Here is a 23,600-nt window from a genome sequence, read left to right on the forward strand (position 1 = left end):
CGTAAAAAGCCGGGCTCTTGTTTGCTATCCGCTGACTAAATGTCAAACCGATCGGCGTTCATCACCTTCGTCCATGCTTTCACAAAATCATTCACAAACTTCTGTTGTGAATCGTCTTGTGCGTATAGCTCTGCGTAGGCACGTAGCACCGAGTTTGAACCAAACACCAAATCCACGCGGCTGGCAGTGTACTTGGTGTCGCCAGTTTTACGATCTTGAATGGCGTAGCTGTTACGGCCAGTTGGTTTCCAACTGTAATTCATGTCGGTTAAGGTCACGAAAAAGTCGTTGCTTAAGCGGCCAACGTTGTCGGTAAACACACCATGTTTGCTGCCGCTAAAGTTCGTGCCTAACACCCGCATGCCACCAATGAGCACGGTCATTTCTGGTGCGGTTAAGCCCAATAACTGGGCGCGGTCTAGTAACAACTCCTCCGGCGCCACGTTGTAATCTTTTTTCAACCAGTTACGGAAGCCGTCATGAATCGGCTCTAACGGCTCAAAAGACTCAATATCTGTTTGCTCGGCGGTGGCGTCGCCACGACCGGGCTCAAAAGGTACCTCAACACTAAAGCCTGCCTGTTTGGCTGCTTGCTCAACACCGTAGTTGCCGGCTAACACAATTACATCAGCAATGCTGGCGCCGGCGGCTTGGGCTATCGGCTCTAGGGCCTTTAATACTTTCGCTAAGCGTTCAGGCTCGTTACCTTCCCAGTCTTTTTGCGGTGCCAGCCGAATACGTGCACCGTTAGCGCCGCCGCGCAAGTCAGAGCCACGGAACGTGCGCGCACTGTCCCAAGCAGTAGCAACGAGTTCACTAATAGACAAGCCAGTGTCGGCAATTTTCGCTTTTACTGCAGCCACATCGTAATCTTTGCTACCGGCCGGAATAGGGTCTTGCCAGAGCAAGTCTTCCTGCGGTACGTCAGGGCCAATGTAACGTGCACGAGGGCCCATATCGCGGTGGGTTAGCTTGAACCAAGCGCGCGCGAATACTTCAGAAAAATACTCAGGGTCATTGTAAAAACGCTCTGAAATTTTCCGATATTCAGGGTCCATTTTTAGCGCCATATCGGCGTCGGTCATAATCGGGTTGCGGCGAATGCTTGGGTCTTCAACATCAACCGGCATGTCTTCTTCTTTGATGTTAATCGGTTCCCATTGCCATGCACCGGCTGGGCTTTTTTTCAGTTCCCAATCATAAGTAAATAGCAAGTAGAAGTAGCCGTTATCCCATTGCGTTGGGTGCGTTGTCCAAGCTCCTTCAATACCACTGGTTACGGCGTCACGGCCAATACCGCGAGTTTTATGGTTCACCCAACCTAAGCCTTGTTCGTCAACGTCTGCCGCTTCTGGGTCTGGCCCTAAATTTTCCGCACGGCCGTTACCGTGACACTTACCGACCGTGTGCCCACCGGCAGTAAGCGCGGCAGTTTCTTCATCGTTCATAGCCATGCGCGCAAAGGTGGTGCGCATGTCTTTTGCGGTGGCTAGCGGGTCGGGGTTGCCATCCACGCCTTCAGGGTTAACGTAAATCAAACCCATTTGCACTGCAGCAAGCGGGTTTTCTAGGCTGTCACTTGATTTGTCAGCGTAGCGTGTTTTGCCCAACCACTCGGTTTCTGAACCCCAGTAGATGTCTTTTTCTGGGTGCCAAATATCTTCACGGCCGAAGGCAAAACCATAAGCAGGTAAGCCCATAGACTCGTAGGCCATGGTGCCGGCATAAATGATGAGGTCAGCCCAGCTTATTTTATTGCCGTATTTTTTCTTAATCGGCCATAACAAACGGCGGGCTTTATCTAGGTTGGCATTATCTGGCCACGAATTAAGCGGGGCAAAACGTTGGTTACCCGTGCCGCCGCCACCGCGGCCATCAGCAATACGATATGAACCTGCAGCGTGCCACGCCATGCGGATCATTAAACCGCCATAGTGCCCCCAATCGGCTGGCCACCACTCTTGGCTGTCGGTCATTAAGTTTTTCAGGTCTTGCTTTAGGGCTTCAACGTCTAACTTGTTCAGTTCTTCAGCGTAATTAAAGTCGGGCCCAAGCGGGTTTGTTTTGCTGTCGTGCTGGTGCAAAATATCTAAATTCAGCGCGTTAGGCCACCAGTCCATGTTTGATTTGCCCATGGCGGTATTGCCGCCATGCATAACTGGGCATTTTCCTGCTTTTGAATCACTCATTGATAAGCTCCTTCAAGCTTTATGTTACTGATTTGATGTATTAACCTTAGACCCTATTGTTAGTTTAGTAAAAGCTAATTAAACGACCGTGTTAATAGTTTTTTCCGATACAAATGAGCGTGATCATGGAAAATATACGTAAGGCTTATACTGCGGCAGCTCGAACCGCACAGTGGTCTATTTTACGCCACCCAAGTAGAAGCATGTCTGAAACCTTGCGAACACTAGCTGATCGCGCCGAGGGGCTAGTGGAGTCGGATGTTTATGGGCGCGGTGAATTAATCGAAGCGTTTGAACAAAAGTTGGCAAAAACTCTCGGTAAACCTGCAGCATTGTTTCTTCCTAGTGGCACCTTAGCGCAGCCGTTGGCGCTTAAATTGCATTGTTTGCAGCGCAGGAAAAACGCCGTCGCATTGCACCCCACGTCACATTTGGTGCTTCACGAACATGACGGGTATCAGCAGTTGTGGGGGCTTGAAGGGCACCTTGTCGGAAAGCCAAACACCCCTATTCACTTAGATGACTTGCAACAGATATCGCCAGCAAGTTTAGCGGCGCTAGTGCTTGAGCTGCCTATGCGCGAAATAGGCGGGCAATTGCCGCAATGGGACGACTTACAGGCCCAGGTTACTTGGGCACGACAACATGACATTGCTGTGCATTTTGACGGCGCTCGGCTTTGGCACTGTCCAGCGGCTTACCAGCGTTCACTAGCTGAAATTTGCGACTTGGCGGACTCTGTTTACGTAAGTTTATACAAAGATATTGGCGGCATTGCTGGTGCCATTTTAGCGGGGCCTGAAGACTTTATCGCTGAAGCGCGCATTTGGGCGAGGCGCGCCGGTGGCAATTTGATTTCCGTTTATCCATACCTTTTGGCAGCCGAGCAGGGTATGCAAGAAAACCTAGCGGCAATAGATAAAGCCGTTGTTTATGCGCAAAAGCTTGGGGAGTTACTCGGACAGATTGATGGTGTGAAGGTAAATCCAGAGCAGCCCCAATCGGCAATGTTTCATCTGCATATTCAGGGTGAAATGGAAGTCATTAGCGCTGCTATTGTTAATTTTGCTGAAACACAGGGTATCATTGTTTTACCGCTGCCTCGTGCAACAGAAAACGGCAATTGTATTTTTGAAATTAGTGTCGGGCGCAATGCTATGCAGCGCCCCGAAGCATTCTGGGCGCAACAGCTAGCTAAGCTAATGAGCCAGATTAAGTAAAACAATAGTGCTGCGGCCGTGACTAGAAATACCAAGACCAACCAAGCTGGGCAACATGCTCATTTTGTTTGGAAAACATCACACGAAGGTCGCTATGGTTTGTGTGAAATAAAGACGCTGCACAGGTCGTTTGTAGCGATTGTTTGTTTAACGAACTGGTGACACTCACGGGCTGTTGTATCTCGCAATAGCCTTTTTGTTGGCCAAAATCGAACTCGATACCTGCGCGCATATTCAGCGTAACATTATGCTTGTCGGTGTTGAGTTCTGGGGTGTGAATTCGGCCTTGGAACATGGCGTACGGCGTAAAATAGCCCACTTGATATGCCTTGCCAATACCGGCCTCAACGAAACTTGCGAGCTTAGGTTGTGATGCGCGCAAACGGCGTCGCTCGGCTCCGGCTCGAATCATCCAAGACATACCGCCATCATGAGCAAGCCCAGTGCTACTCACGTTTAGCGCCTCTATATTAAGCAGCCAAATCCTTTCGACCTCAAGCTTTTGGTCAATAGCAACTAACTCTACCTCGCCCATTGAAAGCGCCGAGTTCGGGAGCTTCCCCGCTGAAGGTTGCAAGCGATCGTAAAAGCTTGGGCGCAAAGTAAGCGAATAGGCGGAGCCTTGCCGCTGGTAATGGCGATAACTTAAGCGGACTAAATTTGCCGGCTGACTAAGGTGAGGTGGCTCACTATTTACGCTTACGCTTAACGTATTGCCAGGTTCAAAAGCAAGTAGCGCACGAAGTACTTTTGCTTTGCGTTGCTTTGCGGTTGGGTCATCGGGTTGCTGACGTTCTAAGAAGGTAAAATAAGAGCTTAACGTGATCAAAACACGTTTTTGCTGTGCTTTCGTTAGGGTCTCATAGCTAGCGGGCGTTTGCTTAGGTGAGGTAGCCAAAGCTCTAACAGCCGTTTGTTCAAGCACACTAAGTTGATGAAATTGTGATTGAAAACTTGATTGAGCGCTTTGTTTGGCAGAAATACTTAGAACCAATTGCTCGTCAGACTGATGTACTCGCTTCACGATATCGGTTGGTAATACGGTCCATTCATTATGGTCGACTAGATTGTTGTTACTGACCACCTCAATCGCGCGGGCGACATAATAGGCGCAATTTTTACTGGTAAAAAAATACTGATAGTCGGTACGAGAGAGCTCCCATAAGTGAGCTGCGAGCAGCTGTGCTTGCTGGGCGGAAAAAGCTAGCTGGTAGTCCCATAAATTTCGTAATTCAACCTCGCCATATGAAAGGTTATGACGATAAAAGGGTTGAGCGGAATATCGAGCTTGATAACCACCAAATAAACCTTTGGCAATATAAGTCACTGGATCGTCGTCATCGGGAACAACAGCCCCGAAATTAAGGCTTGTATCTAGTAAGTTGCCGGTACCGGGACTGTTGGAATCAATTCGCAAAAACAGGTGGCCGTGAAAAGACGCTGGATTTTTTAAATAGCCATCAGCGAAAACTAACGTAATTGACTGCACTGAGTCAGTGCCTAACCACTCTTGAAACTCGCTACATTGCTGATAATTATATGGTTCGACTAACTTCGCCTCAACGAGCGCTTGGTGGCGAGCTGGGAACAAACAGATATTTTGCGGTTGTTGAGCGAATGCAGTCATTGTTGCATTCAACTCAGCAAGAGCATCTGTGCGACCAGTACTTGCGAAAAAGAAACTGTCATTCTTAATTTCGCTAACACCGTCACTATTATACTGTAGTAGCTTCAGCCACAGCCGTTGTTGCGCAAACTCGCGGTGTGAAGCCGCAATTTCACCAGCTGCTGCTGCACCTAAAGTCAAGCCTTGAAGACAGATAAAAAGACCCGCTAACAGAGCGGGTCTAATAGCTTTCAACATGAACTGCCCCAGCAGCTTAGCTAGCGAAAGCGATAGCGCGTAGGTATAAAGCTTCAGCTTTCTTGACTACAGGCAGGTCAGCTTCAATTTGCAAAGAGCGACGTAATTCAGCAACTGCCTCGTCACGATTAGCAGGAGCAAGCATGTCTAACATGGCATTCAAATGCTCGCCTTCACCAATAGCTAAATCAGTTTCAATTTGCTCATAGTTTTCATTGATGTACATGGCAGTAGCAACACTAGCACCTTTACAAGTATCTTCAGAAACCGTTGCCGATGTAACAGCCGTTGTACCCAAATCCCAAATAATGTTCGAGATTGCGGCAGCTGCGCCGTTATCGGGGAAAATCATGGCGCCAATACCGCACTGTTGCCATGGATTAACTTCGGCTTCAGCCTGTGGAGAAACAGAAAGAAGAACTGCAGCAGAAGCTAGTGCTAATGATAATTTTTTCATGAATTAGATTCCCTAATTATTAGTCTTTGATAAAACGGTAAAACTCGGCTTGGCTTCCCGCGAAGGCATCGAGTAACATCAATATAACATGTTAAATAAATGAAAATAAATTAAAAAATTGGGTCGTAATAGCCTTTGTAATTTGTCGCCAAACAGCGTAGATTACGCGCCTATTTTTTGTTCGGGTGTACACACGTGATTTCTGCTGCAAATATCACCATGCAATTTGGTGCAAAACCTCTTTTTGAAAACATTTCTGTAAAATTTGGCGAAGGTAACCGCTACGGCCTGATTGGCGCAAACGGGTGCGGCAAATCAACCTTCATGCGCATTCTTAGCGGTGAGCAAGAGCCGTCTGCAGGCAATGTTTCTATTGAACCTAATATGCGCGTGGGAAAACTGCGCCAAGACCAGTTTGCCTATGAGCAACATAGTGTGGTGGATACGGTGGTCATGGGCCACGAAGAGTTATGGCAAGTGAAAGCCGAGCGCGACCGTATTTATAGCATGGCCGAAATGAGTGAAGAAGACGGCATGCGTGTGGCTGATTTAGAAGTTGCCTTTGCCGAAATGGACGGGTATACCGCTGAGTCGCGCGCGGGCGAGCTGTTATTAGGCGTTGGCATTCCGTTAGAAGCGCATTTTGGCTTGATGAGTGAAATAGCTCCGGGCTTAAAGTTGCGTGTGTTGTTGGCTCAGGTGTTATTTTCAGACCCTGATATTATGTTGCTCGACGAACCGACCAACAACTTGGACATTAACACCATTCGTTGGCTAGAAAACGTGCTTAACGAGCGCCAAGCGACCATGATTATCATTTCGCACGACCGTCATTTTTTGAATAGTGTGTGTACCCACATGGCTGACATTGATTACGGCGAATTACGGGTGTACCCAGGCAACTATGACCAATATATGTTTGCCGCCACGCAAGCGCGTGAGCAGTTATTGAACGAAAATGCCAAGAAGAAAGAAAAAATAGCGGAACTCCAGCAATTTGTGAGCCGTTTCTCCGCTAACGCCTCAAAAGCCAAACAAGCGACCTCACGCGCTAAACAAATTGAGAAAATTCAATTGGCCGAAGTGAAAGCTTCTAGCCGCGTCAGCCCATTTATTCGTTTTGAGCAAGAAAAGAAGCTGTACCGCTTGGCGCTTGAAATGGAGGGCGTGAATAAGTCGTTTGACGATTTGTACGTACTAAAAAACGTCAGCGCCATGATTGAAGTTGGCGAAAAAGTAGCGATTTTGGGTGCCAACGGTATCGGCAAAACAACCTTGCTTAAATGCTTAGTGGGCCAGCATACAGCTGACAGCGGCCTGATCAAGTGGTCAGAAAACGTCAACATTGGTTATTACGCACAAGACCATGCTGACTGGTTCAAAGAAAAGCTCACCGTATTTGACTGGATGAGCCAGTGGAAGCAGCCACACCATGACGAGCAAGCGGTGCGCGGCATACTTGGGCGTATGCTGTTTTCGCAAGACGATATTAAAAAGCCGGTGACCATTTTGTCAGGTGGCGAAAAAGGCCGCATGATTTTCGGCAAGTTGATCATGCAGCGGCCAAATATTCTCATCATGGATGAACCAACCAACCACTTGGACATGGAATCTATAGAAGCACTGAACCTTGCGCTTGAACACTACGACGGTACGCTGTTGTTTGTTAGCCACGACCGTGAGTTTGTGTCGTCATTAGCCACCCGAATTATTGAGCTTACCGAACATGGTATGCGCGACTTCTCGGGTAGCTACGATGATTATTTGAAGCAACTGTCGCTAGCTTAATATGCAAGCGCCAATGTTTGGCGCTTGCGTTAGCCTTACTCTTGTTCTTTTAAGTAGGTATCAAGCCAGCGTGTTTGCTCCCACAACATATGTAGAATAGATTCACGGGCACGATAGCCATGCGACTCATGGGGCAGCATCACTAAGCGAGCGCTGCCGGCCAAGCCTTTCATGGCTTGGTACAGTCGTTCTGACTGCATCGGAAAGGTACCCGAGTTATTGTCGTTTGCGCCATGAATCATCAGCATGGGTTCGTTTATTTTGTGCGCATGAAAGAACGGTGACATCCGAATATATAAATCGGTGTCGTCCCATACTGTGCGCTCTTCGCGTTGAAAACCAAAGGGTGTTAGGCTGCGATTATAAGCGCCACTGCGAGCAATACCGGTGGTAAACAAGTCGCTATGGGCAAGCATATTTGCGGTCATAAATGCGCCATAGGAATGCCCCCCTAACGCAACTCGGTTTGGGTCAGTGATGCCGCGTTCGACACCTGCTGCAATCGCTGCTTTGCCGTTCATCACTAGCTGTTCAATAAACGTATCGTTGGGGCGTGCGTCACCTTCACCAACAATCGGCATGGTTGCACTATCTAGCACAGCATAGCCTTGCGTCGCCAAATATTGTGGACCCCAATAACTAATTCTGACGAATTCGTAGGGGGATCCTGAAATTTGAGCTGCCGCGGCTGAACTTTTATATTCACGTGGATATGCCCAAACCATAGTTGGTAACGGACCGTCACGGTCTTTATCATACCCTGCTGGCAGGTATAGTTCAGCCGACATAGCCAACCCATCTTCACGAGTGTAAGTGATTAACTCACGCGTAATACCCTTGGTGTGAGGCATTGGGTGTGGGGTATCGGTCAACGCCCGCAATGAATCATCATCAAGGTCGCGCACGAAGAAATCGGCTGGGTCGTCAACACTTTCGCGCTGCATCAAGAATGTTAATGCTTGTGGGTCGATTAACTCTCTGGCTTGCTCAAAATAGGGAGCCTGACTGCGCCATAAACGTTCAGTTTCACCGTTGTTTAGCGCGTATCGGTCAATAAATGGACGGTCGCCTTCGGCCGATGCGCCAGTGCCTGAAAGTAAGATATTGTTGTTGGCCAGATAGAGCAAAGTACGACCATTTTTCTGTATGGTAAATGGCTGGCCTGGGTCGTTGTAGCGATCTTCCCAGGAGCGTTCCCAAACCAACTGTGGCGAGCGTTTTCCTGTGCTATCGATAAGCCATAATTTTTCGTTGCGATCTGCCCACCAGCGCTCCCAAACTAAGATATTTTCGGCGTCAGCAGCCAACGCACGTGAATAGCGCTTGCTTAAGTCAAGTAGCTTCTGCGGAGCTTTATTGAACGGCGCAGCTTGCTGAAATAGGCGATCACGCACGTCAGCTTTCACTGCCGGGTCACCTTGGTCAGCTGCTTCTGCCCAGACTAAGGTTGCGTCTGCATCGTTACGCCAGCTAATAGAACGACGGCCTTGCGCAACGGCATCGAAGGCAATAGGTAGGTTGTCGGCCAATGGTTGCTCAGCAACCCTATGCACTAGTTTCCCTTGCGGTGTCCAGACCTCGGTAGTCAACGGGAAGCGATACCATGGAACGGCATAAGAATAGGGGCGTTTGATCTGACCAACTAATAGATAGTTGTCGTTAGGCGATGATGACACACTGCGATAAATAGCCGGGCTGCCAATATCTGTGGTTTTCCCTTTGAGATCGACAAAACTAATTTGGCTAGTGAAATAGTATTCAAATAATAATTCGTCTTGCTTGTTTTGTAATAAATCTTGGTAAGTGCGCCCCGGCGCCGAGCGCCCCATGCTTTCGGTTATGACCGGGCCCGTCGGCACGGTTTTTAATGCCGGTTGCTGCAGTTCGTCAGCTTTAAAGTAGGTATACAAGCCTTTGCTGTCATGGCGCCACTTTAGCTGTGGGCCCCAAACAGCATTCAGTGGTTGCTTGGTCCATAACTTTGCGCTTGATTTTTCGGCGTCAACAAGCCAAAGCTGAACTTGGTTATCGCGCATGTGAGCAAATGCTATATAACGTCCATTCGGTGACCAATTCGCGCCAATAATTTTTAAATGCTCGGGCAACCCCGCGACAGTGCGTTGCTCGCCAGTCTCAACAGTCACTAGTTTCAGTGAATTAATGTAGCGAGCTTGACTAACTGTATGGTTGGCTGGGTTTATCCGCCGGCCCGCAAGCTTAATTTCGTCAGCAGACACATCGCGAATATCAGGCAGAGAAGGGTACCCTAGTACCATTAATAATTTGCCATTTGGGCTTAAGCTAGCGCCGGGGGAAGGCGCGGCGTCAACGATATCAATAATTTCTTGGGCGGGTTGCTGGTAGTCAATTTTCACCGGGTTGGCGGTAACTGATTGGGTACCAACAAGCAAAGAGCTGAGCCCAAACATAAACGCAAGTGAACGTAACCGCTTCGATTGCTTCATATTAAGTGCCTTTTTACTTGAATTTACAAAGATAGCTTTAAACTAACACAAATTTATTTCCAGTAGCGTTTATAGCAAGCTATTAAGTCGCAGGAAGTGAGTCATTCAACGCCTATTGCAGCTTCTTAAGTAATGGTTAGCGAACAATCCCCGAGCAAAGCATTGGCGTATCGAAATTTTATAACTAAAATTCATGTGTAGAAATTGTTAACACTTAACGAAAGAAATTTGTTATGCGATATGTAAAGTCACTCTTGGTGTTTCTTGTATTGTTTGCATCATTCAATGTGCTAGCTGCTACCGGTGGACAGGTAACGATGATGGATGAAGGCGAACGAGTGCAACTGGAGTTTTTAGGTAAAGACCTGTTACGTATTAATGATAATAGCGGCCAAGGCTACATGATTATGCGCGACGCAAAATTGTACACCGTTATGCAAGAAGCCGGTCAAACCATGGTATTTGATTTGTCAGCAATGGCGGCAATAACAGGTGGCAATATGGAAGAGTCGAGTGTTTGGGGGGATGAAGTTCGTGAGGTACTCGAAATCTCCAACACGGGGAGCGAGGAAACGGTAGCAGGTATTGTCGGTGAAGTGTTCACTATGCGTTATGTCGATAGTCGTGGGACAACACAAAGCAGCACTATGGTTTTAACTAAAAATGAAACCGTTGTTGCCATGAGTCAATCCATGCATGAGATGACAAAGCTGCTTATTCAAGCCAGCAATACCAAGGTTGACAAGAGTATTACTGAAATGGAACAACATATTCTTGGCAAAGGCTACGGGGTATTGAAACTGGATGATGGTTTTGAACTTGTGAGCATTTCCAGTGAAGCACCAGCAGCCAGTCGATTCGAGTTACCGGCTAAGCCTATGCAAATACCAGGCATGGGGCGATAGCGCATCAGACTAACTGCCGAAAGCGCTCAATAATGGCCTGATTTTGATTATCGCGACGACTCACAATGTACCATTGTCCCGGCAATGGGAAACCAGCAACATTGAGCGTCGCAACAGGGTCATTTGCATGCGCAACAATGTGTTTTGACAGCACTGCAAGCCCGCTACCTGCGGCAACGCTCAATAATATGGCCTCATTACTTTCTATTTCGCTGCGATACCGCAAATGAATACCTTGGCTAGCCAGCCAAGAATCAAAAACCATGCGCGTTGCAGAACCGTTTTCACGCATGAGAAATGGCTCGTGTTGTAACTGCGAAAATTTGAGCTCAGTTTTGTTCACCGCCCAATGATCACTCGGTGCAATAAGTACTAATGGGTTTTCAATAAAAGCCTGGGCATCGGCATTTTCATCGGTGGGCGGATGACTAAACAAATACACATCGTCTTGACCTTGGAAATACCGCTGTAACGTGTTTGCTCGGTTACCAATATGTAAGGTGACACGAATACCTGGGTAGGTTCGGTTAAATTGAGCAACCAATTGCGGCACTATGTACTGAGCCGTATTCACTAGCGCAATATGCAGTTCGCCATGGGTGCCACTCTCTATTGCGGCTAGGGTATCGGCACAACTTTGAACGCGACGCAGAACATCACCTGCCGCTTGATAAACTTGTTCGCCGGCAGTGGTTGGTAGCATGTATCGACCTTCTTGATACAACAAACGACTACCAAATAGCTCTTCTAACCGTTTAACTTGGGCCGACACGGTTGGTTGCGTTAAGAACATACGTCGTGCTGCGGCGGAAATACTGCGGCTCTCAACAACTTCGATAAACACATCAAGCAAACGAAAGTTCAAATGACGAATATCCATAACCACCTTGTCGCGCTATGTATAGAATAATGCCTATACCATACTTTAAATATATTTATTTTTAAATATAGATAAATATCCGCATACTACCGCGCAGTTTAAAAAGTGGGGGTGACAATGCCAGATATAGTGATAGCGTTCTTTATGTTGGGTTTAATTGCCGGAGTGGTTAAATCTGATTTAAAAGTGCCAGGCCAAATTTATGAAATCTTGTCTATATTACTCATGCTGAGTATAGGCATTAAAGGTGGTTTGGCTTTACATAGCGATTACCAAAGCGTGGTTTGGTTACACCTGCTCGCTATTATGGCGCTTGGATTAGTTATTCCTCTCATTGTACTACCCATATTGTATAAAGTAGTTAAATTACCGCGTGTTGATGCCATTAGTATTGCTGCGCACTATGGCTCGGTAAGCGCCGGTACTTTTGCCGTAGCGTGGGCTTTAGCAACTAGTGCTGGTTTACCAATCTCAGCGGATACCACGCTCTACCTGGTTATTTTAGAGCTACCGGCAATTATTCTTATGCTGGCGCTTTACCATTGGCAGCTTGGACAAAAAGGCCAAAAAACCAATATGGCAGCAATTTGGCACGAGGCGTTTACTAGCCGAGGGGTAATCTTACTTATTGGCGGCGTTATTATTGCTTGGCTGTATGGACCAAAAGGGCTTAGCTCTATTTCAGGACTGGTTATCGATGGTTTTAAGGTGCTTCTGGCATTGTTTCTATTAGAAATGGGATTAACCACAGCTCGTATTTTTCGTCCACTTCCACTGGCACACTGGCGCCTTGTGTTATTTGCTGCAGTGGCACCAGCGTTATTGATGTGGCCGGGCTATTGGCTTGCAATGTGGTTAGATTTAGACGCCGGTAGCCAGTTAATTCTTGCCGCTTTATCGGGCAGTGCATCTTATATTGCAGCGCCCGCGGCCATTCGTGCTGCCGTTCCCGATGCAGATATTAGCAAAGCCATGTTAGCTTCGTTAGGGGTTACTTTCCCACTCAACGTCATGGTGTACGTGCCGGCAATGACCTCGTGGTTGAGCACTTAAATACCGCGGCAACCATAGCGAAAAAATATAACATAGACGGATTCGTTCGTTCATAAACTGTGCAAAGCGCCTTATATTGAGCGGTATTCGCTTATAGGAGGCGCTTATGAACGCTGCATCACTACCCATTATTTCCATGACGTCGCTAGAGTCGGCTGCGGGGCTGGCCGCCTTGCGACAAGCTGCAAGTGAGGTGGGCTTCTTTTACTTAATCGATCATGGCTTAAATGCAGACGTGCAGCAGCATTACTTGGCATTAACACGCGCTTTCTTTCAGTTGCCGACTACCGACAAACAAACAATTGACATGATTCATTCGCCACACTTTCGTGGTTACAACGCTCTAGGTACTGAAATGACCGCTGGCCGGCTAGATGCGCGTGAGCAGTTCGATTGGATGAATGAAGAGTTGGCGCTGGCCACCGACCAATTGCGCCACCCTTGGCAAAAACTCATTGGCCCAAACTTATGGCCCAGCGCTATGCCAATTCTCAAACCCGCTCTTACGCAGCTGCAACAGACCATGAGCGACATAACGATCAATTTATTGCAGAAGCTGTGCCGAGCTTTAGGCGTCAGTAGCAATGCACTTGATCATACTCTAGGCGAACAGCCTTACACTCACGCGAAATTGATTCGATACCCTGCGCAGCAACAACGAGAACAAGGGGTTGGAGCACATAAAGATCCAGGTTACCTCACGTTAGTACTGCAAGACGAACAAAGCGGACTGAAAGTAGAACGTGGCAATCAATGGGTTGATGTTGCGCCAATTCCAGGCGCCCTAGTGGTAAATATTGGCGAGTTATTGGAACTTGCCTCAAACGGCTTTTTGAAGGCGACGAATCATAAAGTCGAAAGCCCGACAGGTGGCATTGAACGCTATTCAATCGCCTTTTTTATGGCTGCGCAGCTGTCGGCGACAGTGCCTGTGCTGCCTCTGCCAAATAACTTAAAGGCAAAAGCTCTAGGGCCAACCACCGACCCTAATAATCCGCTGCTAACCGAAGTGGGCAACAACGTATTAAAAGGGCGTTTACGCTCGCACCCGCAGGTGACGCGCAAGCACTATTGTGACGAACAGTTACGGCATTTATTGGCAAAAAGCTTTGCTTATATGCCAACCCATGAAATTTGTGACGAGTGCCGTGCGTAGCGCAATTATGCGCTTCGTAAACTCGTTAGTCGGGGCGGGCCTATAACTTAAAACGCGCATAAAGGGGGTTGTGATCAGACACCTTACTCGTATCATTCGCGAACGCTTCCTGAAGGGAAAGGCCGCGGTAGAAAATAAAGTCGAGCGGGTGCTGTCGGTAGGTTTTAATATGATGTGGGTCAACCATAATGGCTTTTCGCAAACCCAAGCTGCGACAAAACTGCAGTAACCGCAAGCGGCGTTGACGGCTCCACACGTTAAAATCGCCCGCCACAATAAGTGGTCCTTTGTGCCCGAATATCTCTTCTTTAATGAATGCTATTTCTTGAGAAAACTGGTTTGCACGCACAAAGTTCATGGCATGAACATTGACCACTAATAACGCACCGCCTTCTGCTAATGAATGATATGACAGCATATAACTTTTGTGTGTTGCAAACATGCCTTCGCGCTTTTTGCTCAGTCGAGCGTGAGCCTCTGTAAAAGCATATTGGCTTGCGGTGAGCACGCCATAAACAGAGCGACGCGTTTGCATGTTTGGCGCAATAGCATAAGACCATTGTGGAAGAAGCCAGTTGTTTCGGGGCGTTAGTTTTGCCTCTTGAAGCAACAAAAATAGGCAGGGATAGCGAGCTAGAATATCAGCCAAAACACGCTGAAAACTGTGTGTCTCGGTAAGTTTCTGTGTATTCCAACACAACACACCAAACTCTTCACCATGATGAATAGGTTGCTTGTGTATGAACTGCTGAGGAACTACGATTTTGGGTTTAAGCACTAAGGCGCCTTTGTGATGATAGCAATATCCTTGCCAATATCTTCTGCACGACCTGTAATTTTGCGGAAGGGGTCGCGGTTGAGGCTTGTTGAACAAATGAAAGCGCAACCACTGAAATGATAAAACGCATTAAGAAAGATTTTCGCATCGTCGACGGGTCTTCAAAAAGTATAAGTGCTGATATTTTAGACTAATTTGAGGTTGGCGGAATGCTAAAAGTGTTTTGATTTGTTTCTATCCTGTGTGATGCCACCGCTTCCGGAGGGCAGTCATCGGCATGTCACTCCGGAGAGGATTCGAATCTCTCGGGAGCTATTTCCGCAGAACAACTACCGCGCAAGCCGCTGTGCATATCTGCGCATGCCATCGAAGATGGGATCAGCAATAAAACTGGGGAAGGTAGCGGGTAATTCACTGGCAACTTTTTGTATCACCTCTTCCGTTCGCGCAGCCATTTCATCCAATATTCCATTCATGGAATCTACACTGAAGCCGACTTCTTTCGCTGTCGCCAGAAAGTGCTCTCGACGAATCATACGACATTCGTACTTTCTTCCCCGACTACCTTTGAGAGACATGGCTAACTTGAGATCTTTCTCGTGTAAGCCCTTTTTACTAATGGCAGGAAAAGCCGACAAGATGTCATAGAGAGGTGTGAGGCGATACTGACTTCCTCGCCCAATAAAAATTGAAAAGTTCTTCGCATGGCCGTCGGTAGCGCCCAACAACCGAGATACGAAAGTCTCGCTCGTCCTTTAACATGCCTAGCGGGGTTTTAGATTGATATCCCCTCAGGATTTTGCCAACTTGCTTTTCAGTGAGTGGGCTGGCTTCAATATGTTTAATATTGGGCGCTAGAGAGTGGTGGGGAACCAGTTGAATGGCACCAACACAGTCACGTCCGATTTGTGCCAAGATATCAAATGGTTCGGTCGAGTTGGCCTGAAAACGTGCAACAATGCGTTCGCGAATTTCACGAGAGTCAGGAATAAGGTTGTCAAAATAATTATAAACTTTTGGCCCCTCGTACCGGGTTCTTTGAAGTGGTAATGACATGGATATGCTGCGTCGTCCGGGTGATACCAACCAGTTTTTGTCATAGGTGAACTGATTGGCTCCGCTTCGCGTTCGGGTATATTCGCCAACCTTAATGCCGTTCATATAAACATCAAGCTTGTCCATGGGTTACCATCCTTCATTCCATTGGGAGGCGTTTTCGTTTTGTAATTGGTTACGAGTCGTTATATCAATTTTTAGATTGAGAGCCGCCAGAATTTTGAAAACGGTTTCTAACTTACACGTCTTAGGGCTATTTTCGAAGTTCGAAACAGTAGCAACACGGATGCCGACAAGTTCAGCAATATTTGCCTGAGTGAGACCTTGTTTCTTCCGGTAGTCTTTTACTAACGTACTCAGTTGCTCGGGTCGGGTGATATTCATGATTTGATTGCTCCGAAATGTTTCGCTTCATAGCGAATCTGATCAAGATACGCTACGGCGTAATATTTCGCAATATACGCTAGAGCGAAAAATCTTTCAATATACGCTTAGGCGCAAAATCGATAGCTTTACGCTATAGCGTAATTTTCGTTTCTTCAAGCTGCGATCTTAAGGCGAGCGACTCGATCCATCCATGGCTCTCGCCCTGCGGGCATGCTCGCATGTCCAAAACGGCGGGCCTGCCGTTTTGGCGAACCTGTGGCCTCCGCCTCCGGAGGGCAGTCACGGGTTCGGTGGTAAATCGTTAAAGCTGGGCGTGGCAATGGTTTAAACGGTGTTTTTACTTTTTGTTTGGCGTCGAAACCGAAACTTTTGAGGTGGAAAAAATTCTACCTTTTAACTGGGATTTGGGTACGTAAAGTAGCCTATAATTTAATCAATGCAACATGAGGGGTATGGTGATGAAAACCACAAAAACTCATGGCAACAAACGAGAGCACTTTGTTCCAAATATCGAGAACTTCAAAACAAGCCTTCGGTACGAGGGTCTCAAGATGAAAGAGTCTACTGAAATGCAAACGATTGCATCTTTAAAAAGAAAGTATGCCAGATAAATACGGCGTATGGACACAGGCGGCTATTCAGTGGTTTTGGAAGAACACGACGCGTTATGAACTGAGAGCTTCCTTAAGTTTGTTATAAGCTATCCGATGCCTTTCCTCACTCATTTTTTCAAGGTTATTCAGTTTCCAACGAACAGCAGGCAACTGCTGAACATTGGCAAGTCCGAGTAATGACCAATCCGGTTTGCGTGACTTAAACGTCAAAAAAAACGCTCTCTCTTCGTCAGTAAATGTCGCATGCATGCGCGCTACAATTTCCTCACGCGCAGCCACAAGCTCGGCTAATGGGACATCATTGTCCACCATCGACTTAAATTCCCCCTCATAGAGGTCGGCAAAACTGACCACTGAAATTTCCGCGAACCCGAATTCATTTTCAACCGCTTCAGTAACACTCAAAGCGCTTGATTCGTAGACCGTTCCTCGAAGAACAGGTGACAGTTCTATCTTTATCTGAACCTTTGTACCGCGAACCTCTCGCTCCACCAATGAGCGGAGCGCGTCCTTTTTAACTTCAAATGAGCGCAAAACAGTCATGAGCAGCAACAAATGGTAGCACCTGCATAAGCAACTGAACCTGGCGATAATAAATGCTATTTCTATCCATGATAATTTACATCTCCTTGGGTACCGTAATTTGCCATTTGCTTTCTAGGCGACCATTTACCGCGATAGCTCTTTTACCTGAGCCCAGATCGTAGTCTGTTGGTACTAAATGTTTAAACCACGGTTGTTGATTGCGCTCTGCTAGCCAAAAGAATAACCGTTTCACTTTTACATTAAGGCAGTTCTTTAGCAGCGTATCTAACTTCCGGGGGGATAAGTTATGTAACCCCTGAAGCAGCGCATCAGCGTGCTCAAAACTTACATGCTTAGGCACCTCATTAAGTACTTCCAGATAAGCTTTTTCAGCACAAGAATACGTTATTTCCGGCAAACCTTTTGCCCATTCATAATGACGAAACATACTTTGATCAAGCAGTAATGACTCAGGCCACAGGCGCTTCGTGCCATGCCATGCAAAAGTAGCTCCCACATCTATCTTATTAACCCATGCTGGGAGCTTATCGGGAGAGTATAAGTTAATTATAGGATTACCACGTTTGTTTACGAAATGGCTTACGCCGTTTACCGCTAACGCACTCAAACCACCGACATGAACAGGAACTTTAGCCATTTGCTGCAGTGAAGCGACCACGCCTTGCCAATTCGGACGGGCTTCACCTCTGTGATAAACACCGGGATAGGCTACGACTAAGGCCCCTCTTCGAACGGAATTGTCGATGTAATGCAAACTTAACCCCTGCTCTTGTAGCCAACGTTTCGTTGCGACCATGCCAAGCGGAAGTTTTTGCTTTAGCGTTTTGCCAGCTTCGTGATTTAGCATGTGATGCTCTTTTAGGTTTACAATATTATCTATATACGTTAATTATTGACGTGAATCCCACATTAATCAAACTAATTTGGTTTGATAATAAAGCTAAACACGTCGATAAACAACGTATATTTGTTACTTTTCAAACTGATTGAGCTCAATAGCATCGCGCAGCCGACATAAATAGTAATCTTGTAGCTGTATGATTTTACGGGGTAGTTACAAAGCGGTGCCTGACTCTTACATATTGCAGGGTTATGGGTTTTAAGGTAAACCTATAAAACAATCGAATAAAAAGCGACAAAGGACTTATTTTTGAATTTACGCAAGCGCACAGTCGCAGGAATACTGTCATTATTTGCGTTCGGACTCCTTATTGTTATATATCTTACAAGTTCCGTTGTTACGCTCCTTGACGATAGATTCAGAAGCGAAAGAGTAGACGAGTTGCATAGTCAATTTTTGCTTGCTAAGTCTAATTTAGAATCGAATTTGTTCCGTGATGTATTTTTGGTCGATAGCCTTGCTACAGTTTTCAACATTGACCCTAAGAGTGCGGCAGAAAACTTCGACGAAATCGGTAGCAGATTGCTGCAAAAATCAAAGCATGTTCGCAGCATAGGCATGGGGCCAAACGATGTGCTGAATCATATTATTCCTCTTGAAGGCAACGAGAAGGCCATAGGCCTCGACTTCCGAACAGTTCCCGAACAATACAAAACTATAATTACCGCCCGGGAACAGGGGGATATATATCTTGCTGGGCCCGTCGATCTTGTGCAAGGTGGGCGAGGCCTTATTGCTCGAATCCCAGTCTTTAACGATTATCCGGTGAATTTAGACTACTGGGGCACGGTTAGCGTTGTTATTGATTATGAGAAACTGATTAATGACGCCGGATTGTTCAGAATTCAGAACTCCAAAGTTGCTATACGTGGCCTCAATGGTACTGGTAAATCCGGTCAAGTTTTTGAAGGGGACGAAGCATTATTTAATGTGGCCGATTACAGCGGGAAACTTTTAATTCCGAATGGCGAGTGGTGGATTGCGGTTGAATTTTTTCCGATACTGGAGAAAAATCAAACCCTATTTCTTGCATTGGTACGTTGGGGGAGCCTACTTGTCTATGTACTGCTATTTGGCCTAGTCACGTTACTCTGGGCATATTATCTCGCTGAACGACAACGAGCAAATGCTGATTCGCTGACCCATCTTGTCAACCGTAGGTTTACGTTGGACTATCTAAACCGAAGATTTACAGATAAAAATCCAAAAGACGACTTTTTTGTCGTTGCAATCGATCTCAATTATTTTAAAGAGATCAATGATAATCTGGGGCATTATGCTGGCGATGAGGTCCTTCGGTGTGTGGCGCAACGTATGCAAGCGGCTGTTCGCAGCACTGATTTAGTAGCTCGCATGGGAGGTGACGAATTCCTAGTAGTTTTAAACCGCATAAGAGACTCAAAAATAGCCGATACACTCGTAGCTAAGATTCGTCAAACTGTAGAGGGTAGCGAATTTGTGGTCGATGACCAACCTATCCATTTATCTATTAGTGTAGGTGTAGCCTGTAGCACCGAAGAGGTAAACTCAGTAGACGGTCTGTTAAAGCTTGCTGATGCGCGAATGTATGAAAACAAGGCCGCTATAAAAGAACATTGTAATGCCCCGAAACACGAAAGCACTGGTAAGGCCTGAGATTTCCCGACACATTTTATGGTACATCAAAAATCCGACCTGAAAATTCTGTCACAGATTTGCCACATATATGTCACAGGCTATTTTTCGGCAAGTATTAGCGAAATTGGGCAAAGGTCATCAGTGATCTGAAGGTGACTACAACTCATTAAAAGAAAAGTAATTGAATTTGAATAGGTAATGCTCTGAAAGTCATTGATGGCGCACCCGAGAGGATTCGAACCTCTGACCTCTGCCTCGCGATATAAAACTTTCTGAATTTCGAAAAATCTGAGTTTACAGGTGGAATGAATTCCACCTGTAAACACCGCTGATATGTATTTCAAGGATCGTACTTCGCAATTCGAGTTTAGGCAGACCGAAATCAAAAAAGCGCTTCAAGTTTTTCGAGATTCGCATGCCCTGCAAACTTAGCTTTAAACTCTTCGAAGATTTCGAGAGCGGGCTCACGCTGACCTTGCTCAAGCAAGTTAAGAATGAGTTGCGTGTCGTACTCCGGATGCGAGAAGTACTTGCGAATAGTTTGCATCAGCACAAGTTCGCGAGGCTTGTCCGGTTCATCGGCTATGCGGTAAGCGTAAAACCCGTACAGAGCCAGATAGTTCATGTCGTAGTTATCAACATTGCGGGCGAGCGCTAGATCGAGCGTTGCAGAACCCGTCTCGCGAGCAGCAGAAATAAGCGTCATTGTTGCTTCGTCATGGAACGGCTGGCGCGCTTGTAATGGTAAACCTAGAGCCAACACTGTCGCTTCAGCTGCTTTAGCAACCGAACTTGGATTTTGTGCAGTGATTAAATTTCCGTCGACCGCAACATAAGGCAGCATCGGTGCATTATTGACGAAGATAGCTCCGCGTTCCTTTAATTTATCTTCAAGCAAGAACGGGGAATGCTCGATATGCTCGGCTGAAAACGCATGTTCTTCCGTGTTGGTGAAGCTATTCATGCGCTTGCCATCGACAAACCAACTACCGTCGTTATTTTGCAAATTCACCAGCGCGGCTGGGCCGTGACAGACCGCAGCAATAGTCATATCGCTATCGACCGCTGAGCTGAGCAGTGTTTGCGTTGCGGCATCTGCAGGCAGATCAATCATGGCACCTGAACCACCAATAATAAAGACGGCATGGTAATCGCTAAGGTCTACGTCTGTCGGCGCTAGAGTATTCTCGAGTTGATTCAAAGCGAGCTCTTTGAATCGCTGAATATATGCTAAGTCGTCTTTGTTATTCTTCACCAACACCGCGCCACCTTTGGGGCTCATGATATCGATCCGAATACTATTGTCGTACAGCACCAAATAAGCCTGGGCGAGCTCTTCAAGATCATAACTGAGTTCCGGCGTCTGTTCAGTTCCGTTACTCGAAATCAGCATAAGTACGCGTTTGTCATTGGATTCTTTGCTGATGGTTTGTGCCATGGCACTACTGAGGCAACAACTGCCCAGTATCAATGCTATTCCAATTAAAAATAAGATTACATTTTTCATAGAAAGTCTCCTGATTAAGATTCTCGAGCATCTTAGTTAGGAAGCTGTCGTGAGAATGTGAAGAAAATTTGTTCAGCCTCGACAAAGTCTTCACATACGTTTGTGTAGCTTATGCACCAAGCTACAGGAGACGATCATGAACACATTTAAAGCGATACTATTTCTCACAATTTTTCTGCTTGGTGGCTGCGCACAATCCCATTTGGATATTTTCCCGGAGCTAGAAGACCCTAGCTTAATGGACCGAAAAATCTCGGTTTCACAACTTCATCAAGATATTGATGCATTCGTGGCTGGCGTTCAGGCAAGGCATCCTGATTTCGACAGCTATGCTAACCAGCAAGCGATACAGCAGAGTATGCTAAAACTTAAGCAACAAATCGATCAACCACTGACTCGTGTCGAGTTTTTTCGTTATGTCGGGAAACTGTCGCATTTGTTTAATGATGGCCACAGTTTTTTAATTTGGCCTTATCAAGAATATGCTGCAGCAGTCGACGCCGGAATCCAGCCATTTCCTTTTGCGGTAAAGGAGCAAGATGGTTCTTTGTATCTGGCTCGAGATTATAATTTAGTTGCTGATAATGAATCTAAAACGCTTGTATCTGGAAGCCGGATTATATCGATAAATGGCGTGTCAGCTGAACAAATCATAGCGCAAGGTCAGCACTTCGTCGGCGGTGAAACGCAACACCTTCGAGAAGCTTTTGTGGCAGCACGCTTTCCCTATATTCTATGGGCAGTGTTCGGCATGATTGGTGATTTCGAATTGGTGGTGCAACACGAAACCCAAGTAAACTCGGTTGACGTGAACAGAGATCAACAGTGGCAGTCGCAAACCGGGCAAGTTGCTAACACCGATTTAGAATTGCAAATCCGAGAACCTAATCTGGCCTATTTGCGCGTGGGTTCATTCGATGTCGATCCAGAGCAATTCGCTGATGACATTGCTGATCACTTTTCGACTATCAAGCAGCAAAACATTCAGCATCTGATCATCGATATTCGCGATAACACCGGCGGTAACACCGATACCGCGACTGAGCTTGCAAGCTACCTTGCCGAGGCACCCTTCAAGCTAGTGTCGCACGTTACCGAACGACTCAACGAGGACAATCGCGGCTGGTTCGGCTATAAAGGGAGTGCAGGTGACATGATTCGCACGCCATGGACTGATGAAGTGAGTCCCAAAAGCGAAGCAAGGCGCTTTACCGGCAATGTCTATGTACTGATTGGGCCGGTAACCTATTCAGCAGCCATTGTTTTCGCAACGACAGTGCAGGACAACGAAATGGCTACACTCGTTGGTGAGCCAACTGGCGGCTATGCTAATCAAACCGCACAAGGGAATTTATTTAACCTGCCGCACTCGCAGCTGCGCGCGTATGTGGCCACCCGACTGTTGGTGCGCCCGAATGGCGCGACAGAGGTTACGCCTGTTGTTCCTGATGTAATGGTACAGCCCGACATGGCAAGCGGCAGCGATACAGCGCTGACAAAAATAAAGGAGCTGATGCAATGACCACATTAACGGTCTTGCTAGTCGAAGATACCTTGGCTATAGCAACAGAGGTTTGTGACTACCTTGAAGAGCAAGGCGTGCAAGTCGATTTTGCGGCGACCGGACGGCATGGATTGCAATTAGCGCAAGAGCAAAATTACGATGTGGTGATTTTGGATGTGATGTTGCCCGACATGACGGGAATTCAGGTCTGCGAGAGTATCAAGCTGACCTGCGACCCAATACCGCCGGTACTGTTGCTCACTGCGCGTGACAGTATTTCCGATAAGTCTGTCGGCTTCGCGGCGGGAGCAGATGACTATTTAACCAAGCCGTTTGATTTGCAAGAGCTCTACCTGCGCTGTCAGGCGCTTGCGCGTCGGCAACAATTACACCAAGCGCAAACGGTGAAAATAGGCGAACTCGAAGTCAATGAGCGGCAGCAGTGGGCGCAACGTGAGGGGCAATTACTCAAGTTGAGCAGCACGGATTTTGCGATTTTGCTGTTGTTGGTCCGAGCCTATCCAAATGCGATAAGTAGGCAGCAAGTTATTAGCAAAGTTTGGGGCGATGACATGCCCGATAGTGATGTGTTGCGTTCGCATATTTATACTTTGCGGCAGGCGCTGGATAAACCCTTCGCCACGCCGATGCTCGCTACCCTACATGGGGTGGGCTTTCGGTTGCAAACCAGTGAGAGTGAATAGCAAAGTGAA

At 46.9% G+C, this 23,600-nt stretch carries 20 protein-coding genes; 8 read left to right on the forward strand and 12 right to left on the reverse strand.

Going from position 1 to position 23,600, the window contains the following annotated elements:
• Positions 1–35 precede the first annotated feature (35 nt).
• Positions 36–2,189, reverse strand: a complete 2,154-nt coding sequence (gene katG, locus BM334_RS06910; protein WP_092839906.1) for a catalase/peroxidase HPI — start codon at positions 2,187–2,189, stop codon at positions 36–38.
• Positions 2,190–2,314: 125 nt separating this feature from the next.
• Between katG and BM334_RS06915 the strand changes: the two genes are divergently transcribed.
• The gene (locus BM334_RS06915; RefSeq protein ID WP_241970937.1) at positions 2,315–3,409 is read left to right on the forward strand and encodes a threonine aldolase family protein; all 1,095 of its coding nucleotides are present in this window, start codon (positions 2,315–2,317) and stop codon (positions 3,407–3,409) included.
• A 22-nt stretch (positions 3,410–3,431) separates the two neighbouring features.
• Here BM334_RS06915 and BM334_RS06920 read toward each other — a convergent pair whose 3' ends face one another.
• Both BM334_RS06920 and BM334_RS06925 read right to left on the reverse strand, forming a co-directional pair.
• Positions 3,432–5,273, reverse strand: a complete 1,842-nt coding sequence (locus tag BM334_RS06920; protein WP_092839913.1) for an Lnb N-terminal periplasmic domain-containing protein — start codon at positions 5,271–5,273, stop codon at positions 3,432–3,434.
• A gap of 16 nt (positions 5,274–5,289) precedes the next feature.
• Positions 5,290–5,730, reverse strand: coding sequence for a DUF3015 family protein (locus BM334_RS06925; protein WP_092839917.1), 441 nt, complete (start codon positions 5,728–5,730; stop codon positions 5,290–5,292).
• 195 nt (positions 5,731–5,925) lie between these two features.
• Here BM334_RS06925 and BM334_RS06930 point away from each other — a divergent pair, with 195 nt between their 5' ends.
• Positions 5,926–7,518: an ABC-F family ATPase gene (locus tag BM334_RS06930; protein ID WP_092839920.1), complete on the forward strand. Its 1,593-nt coding sequence runs from the start codon at positions 5,926–5,928 to the stop codon at positions 7,516–7,518.
• Positions 7,519–7,553: 35 nt separating this feature from the next.
• On the opposite strand, the gene BM334_RS06935 is transcribed toward BM334_RS06930, so the two are convergent.
• Positions 7,554–9,983: a S9 family peptidase gene (locus BM334_RS06935; RefSeq protein WP_241970938.1), complete on the reverse strand. Its 2,430-nt coding sequence runs from the start codon at positions 9,981–9,983 to the stop codon at positions 7,554–7,556.
• A gap of 233 nt (positions 9,984–10,216) precedes the next feature.
• On the opposite strand from BM334_RS06935, the gene BM334_RS06940 reads away from it, so the two are divergent.
• The gene (locus BM334_RS06940; RefSeq protein WP_092839923.1) at positions 10,217–10,888 is read left to right on the forward strand and encodes a hypothetical protein; all 672 of its coding nucleotides are present in this window, start codon (positions 10,217–10,219) and stop codon (positions 10,886–10,888) included.
• A gap of 4 nt (positions 10,889–10,892) precedes the next feature.
• On the opposite strand, the gene BM334_RS06945 is transcribed toward BM334_RS06940, so the two are convergent.
• Positions 10,893–11,768 carry a LysR family transcriptional regulator gene (locus BM334_RS06945; RefSeq protein ID WP_092839927.1) on the reverse strand — a complete coding sequence of 292 codons (876 nt, stop codon included), beginning with the start codon at positions 11,766–11,768 and terminating at the stop codon, positions 10,893–10,895.
• Positions 11,769–11,885: 117 nt separating this feature from the next.
• Here BM334_RS06945 and BM334_RS06950 point away from each other — a divergent pair, with 117 nt between their 5' ends.
• Together BM334_RS06950 and BM334_RS06955 are read left to right on the forward strand one after the other, a co-directional pair.
• Positions 11,886–12,821 carry a sodium-dependent bicarbonate transport family permease gene (locus BM334_RS06950; protein ID WP_092839930.1) on the forward strand — a complete coding sequence of 312 codons (936 nt, stop codon included), beginning with the start codon at positions 11,886–11,888 and terminating at the stop codon, positions 12,819–12,821.
• A 106-nt stretch (positions 12,822–12,927) separates the two neighbouring features.
• Entirely contained in the window at positions 12,928–13,977 is a 1,050-nt protein-coding gene (locus BM334_RS06955; RefSeq protein ID WP_092839933.1) for an isopenicillin N synthase family dioxygenase, read from the forward strand.
• 40 nt (positions 13,978–14,017) lie between these two features.
• Here BM334_RS06955 and BM334_RS06960 read toward each other — a convergent pair whose 3' ends face one another.
• The 6 genes from BM334_RS06960 to BM334_RS06980 form a co-directional block, all read right to left on the reverse strand.
• Complete coding sequence (locus BM334_RS06960) at positions 14,018–14,755, reverse strand: endonuclease/exonuclease/phosphatase family protein (protein WP_092839936.1); 738 nt, start codon at positions 14,753–14,755, stop codon at positions 14,018–14,020.
• A gap of 329 nt (positions 14,756–15,084) precedes the next feature.
• Positions 15,085–15,483, reverse strand: a complete 399-nt coding sequence (locus BM334_RS12950; RefSeq protein WP_338052156.1) for a HipA domain-containing protein — start codon at positions 15,481–15,483, stop codon at positions 15,085–15,087.
• Positions 15,398–15,937, reverse strand: coding sequence for a HipA N-terminal domain-containing protein (locus BM334_RS12955; RefSeq protein WP_338052157.1), 540 nt, complete (start codon positions 15,935–15,937; stop codon positions 15,398–15,400). The genes BM334_RS12950 and BM334_RS12955 overlap by 86 nt, the downstream gene beginning before the upstream one ends.
• A gap of 3 nt (positions 15,938–15,940) precedes the next feature.
• Complete coding sequence (locus BM334_RS06970) at positions 15,941–16,195, reverse strand: helix-turn-helix domain-containing protein (RefSeq protein WP_092839940.1); 255 nt, start codon at positions 16,193–16,195, stop codon at positions 15,941–15,943.
• A 668-nt stretch (positions 16,196–16,863) separates the two neighbouring features.
• On the reverse strand, positions 16,864–17,367 hold the full coding sequence (locus BM334_RS06975; protein WP_241970939.1) for a hypothetical protein: 504 nt from the start codon (positions 17,365–17,367) through the stop codon (positions 16,864–16,866).
• Positions 17,368–17,431: 64 nt separating this feature from the next.
• The gene (locus BM334_RS06980; protein WP_092839943.1) at positions 17,432–18,205 is read right to left on the reverse strand and encodes a type IV toxin-antitoxin system AbiEi family antitoxin; all 774 of its coding nucleotides are present in this window, start codon (positions 18,203–18,205) and stop codon (positions 17,432–17,434) included.
• Positions 18,206–18,508: 303 nt separating this feature from the next.
• Here BM334_RS06980 and BM334_RS06985 point away from each other — a divergent pair, with 303 nt between their 5' ends.
• The gene (locus BM334_RS06985) at positions 18,509–19,894 is read left to right on the forward strand and encodes a diguanylate cyclase (protein ID WP_092839946.1); all 1,386 of its coding nucleotides are present in this window, start codon (positions 18,509–18,511) and stop codon (positions 19,892–19,894) included.
• A 364-nt stretch (positions 19,895–20,258) separates the two neighbouring features.
• On the opposite strand, the gene BM334_RS06990 is transcribed toward BM334_RS06985, so the two are convergent.
• Entirely contained in the window at positions 20,259–21,383 is a 1,125-nt protein-coding gene (locus BM334_RS06990; protein ID WP_092839949.1) for a type 1 glutamine amidotransferase domain-containing protein, read from the reverse strand.
• A 136-nt stretch (positions 21,384–21,519) separates the two neighbouring features.
• Here BM334_RS06990 and BM334_RS06995 point away from each other — a divergent pair, with 136 nt between their 5' ends.
• On the forward strand, positions 21,520–22,905 hold the full coding sequence (locus BM334_RS06995) for a S41 family peptidase (protein WP_092839952.1): 1,386 nt from the start codon (positions 21,520–21,522) through the stop codon (positions 22,903–22,905).
• Positions 22,902–23,591, forward strand: coding sequence for a response regulator transcription factor (locus BM334_RS07000; RefSeq protein WP_092839955.1), 690 nt, complete (start codon positions 22,902–22,904; stop codon positions 23,589–23,591). Before BM334_RS06995 ends, BM334_RS07000 begins: the two co-directional genes overlap by 4 nt.
• The last annotated feature ends 9 nt before the right edge of the window (positions 23,592–23,600 follow it).

Source organism: Pseudidiomarina donghaiensis (genome assembly GCF_900116895.1).
In the GTDB taxonomy this organism is placed as follows: Bacteria; Pseudomonadota; Gammaproteobacteria; order Enterobacterales; family Alteromonadaceae; genus Pseudidiomarina; species Pseudidiomarina donghaiensis.

Excerpts from the sequence above, each read along its gene's own strand:
- BM334_RS06990 (WP_092839949.1), bottom strand. The coding sequence starts at position 21,383 with ATGAAAAATGTAATCTTATTTTTAATTGGAATAGCATTGATACTGGGC.
- BM334_RS06955 (WP_092839933.1), top strand. The coding sequence starts at position 12,928 with ATGAACGCTGCATCACTACCCATTATTTCCATGACGTCGCTAGAGTCG.
- BM334_RS06950 (WP_092839930.1), top strand. The coding sequence starts at position 11,886 with ATGCCAGATATAGTGATAGCGTTCTTTATGTTGGGTTTAATTGCCGGA.
- BM334_RS12955 (WP_338052157.1), bottom strand. The coding sequence starts at position 15,937 with ATGGACAAGCTTGATGTTTATATGAACGGCATTAAGGTTGGCGAATAT.
- BM334_RS06915 (WP_241970937.1), top strand. The coding sequence starts at position 2,315 with ATGGAAAATATACGTAAGGCTTATACTGCGGCAGCTCGAACCGCACAG.
- BM334_RS06920 (WP_092839913.1), bottom strand. The coding sequence starts at position 5,273 with ATGTTGAAAGCTATTAGACCCGCTCTGTTAGCGGGTCTTTTTATCTGT.
- BM334_RS06995 (WP_092839952.1), top strand. The coding sequence starts at position 21,520 with ATGAACACATTTAAAGCGATACTATTTCTCACAATTTTTCTGCTTGGT.
- BM334_RS06945 (WP_092839927.1), bottom strand. The coding sequence starts at position 11,768 with ATGGATATTCGTCATTTGAACTTTCGTTTGCTTGATGTGTTTATCGAA.
- BM334_RS06925 (WP_092839917.1), bottom strand. The coding sequence starts at position 5,730 with ATGAAAAAATTATCATTAGCACTAGCTTCTGCTGCAGTTCTTCTTTCT.
- katG (WP_092839906.1), bottom strand. The coding sequence starts at position 2,189 with ATGAGTGATTCAAAAGCAGGAAAATGCCCAGTTATGCATGGCGGCAAT.
- BM334_RS06935 (WP_241970938.1), bottom strand. The coding sequence starts at position 9,983 with ATGAAGCAATCGAAGCGGTTACGTTCACTTGCGTTTATGTTTGGGCTC.
- BM334_RS06980 (WP_092839943.1), bottom strand. The coding sequence starts at position 18,205 with ATGCTAAATCACGAAGCTGGCAAAACGCTAAAGCAAAAACTTCCGCTT.
- BM334_RS06970 (WP_092839940.1), bottom strand. The coding sequence starts at position 16,195 with ATGAATATCACCCGACCCGAGCAACTGAGTACGTTAGTAAAAGACTAC.
- BM334_RS06940 (WP_092839923.1), top strand. The coding sequence starts at position 10,217 with ATGCGATATGTAAAGTCACTCTTGGTGTTTCTTGTATTGTTTGCATCA.
- BM334_RS07000 (WP_092839955.1), top strand. The coding sequence starts at position 22,902 with ATGACCACATTAACGGTCTTGCTAGTCGAAGATACCTTGGCTATAGCA.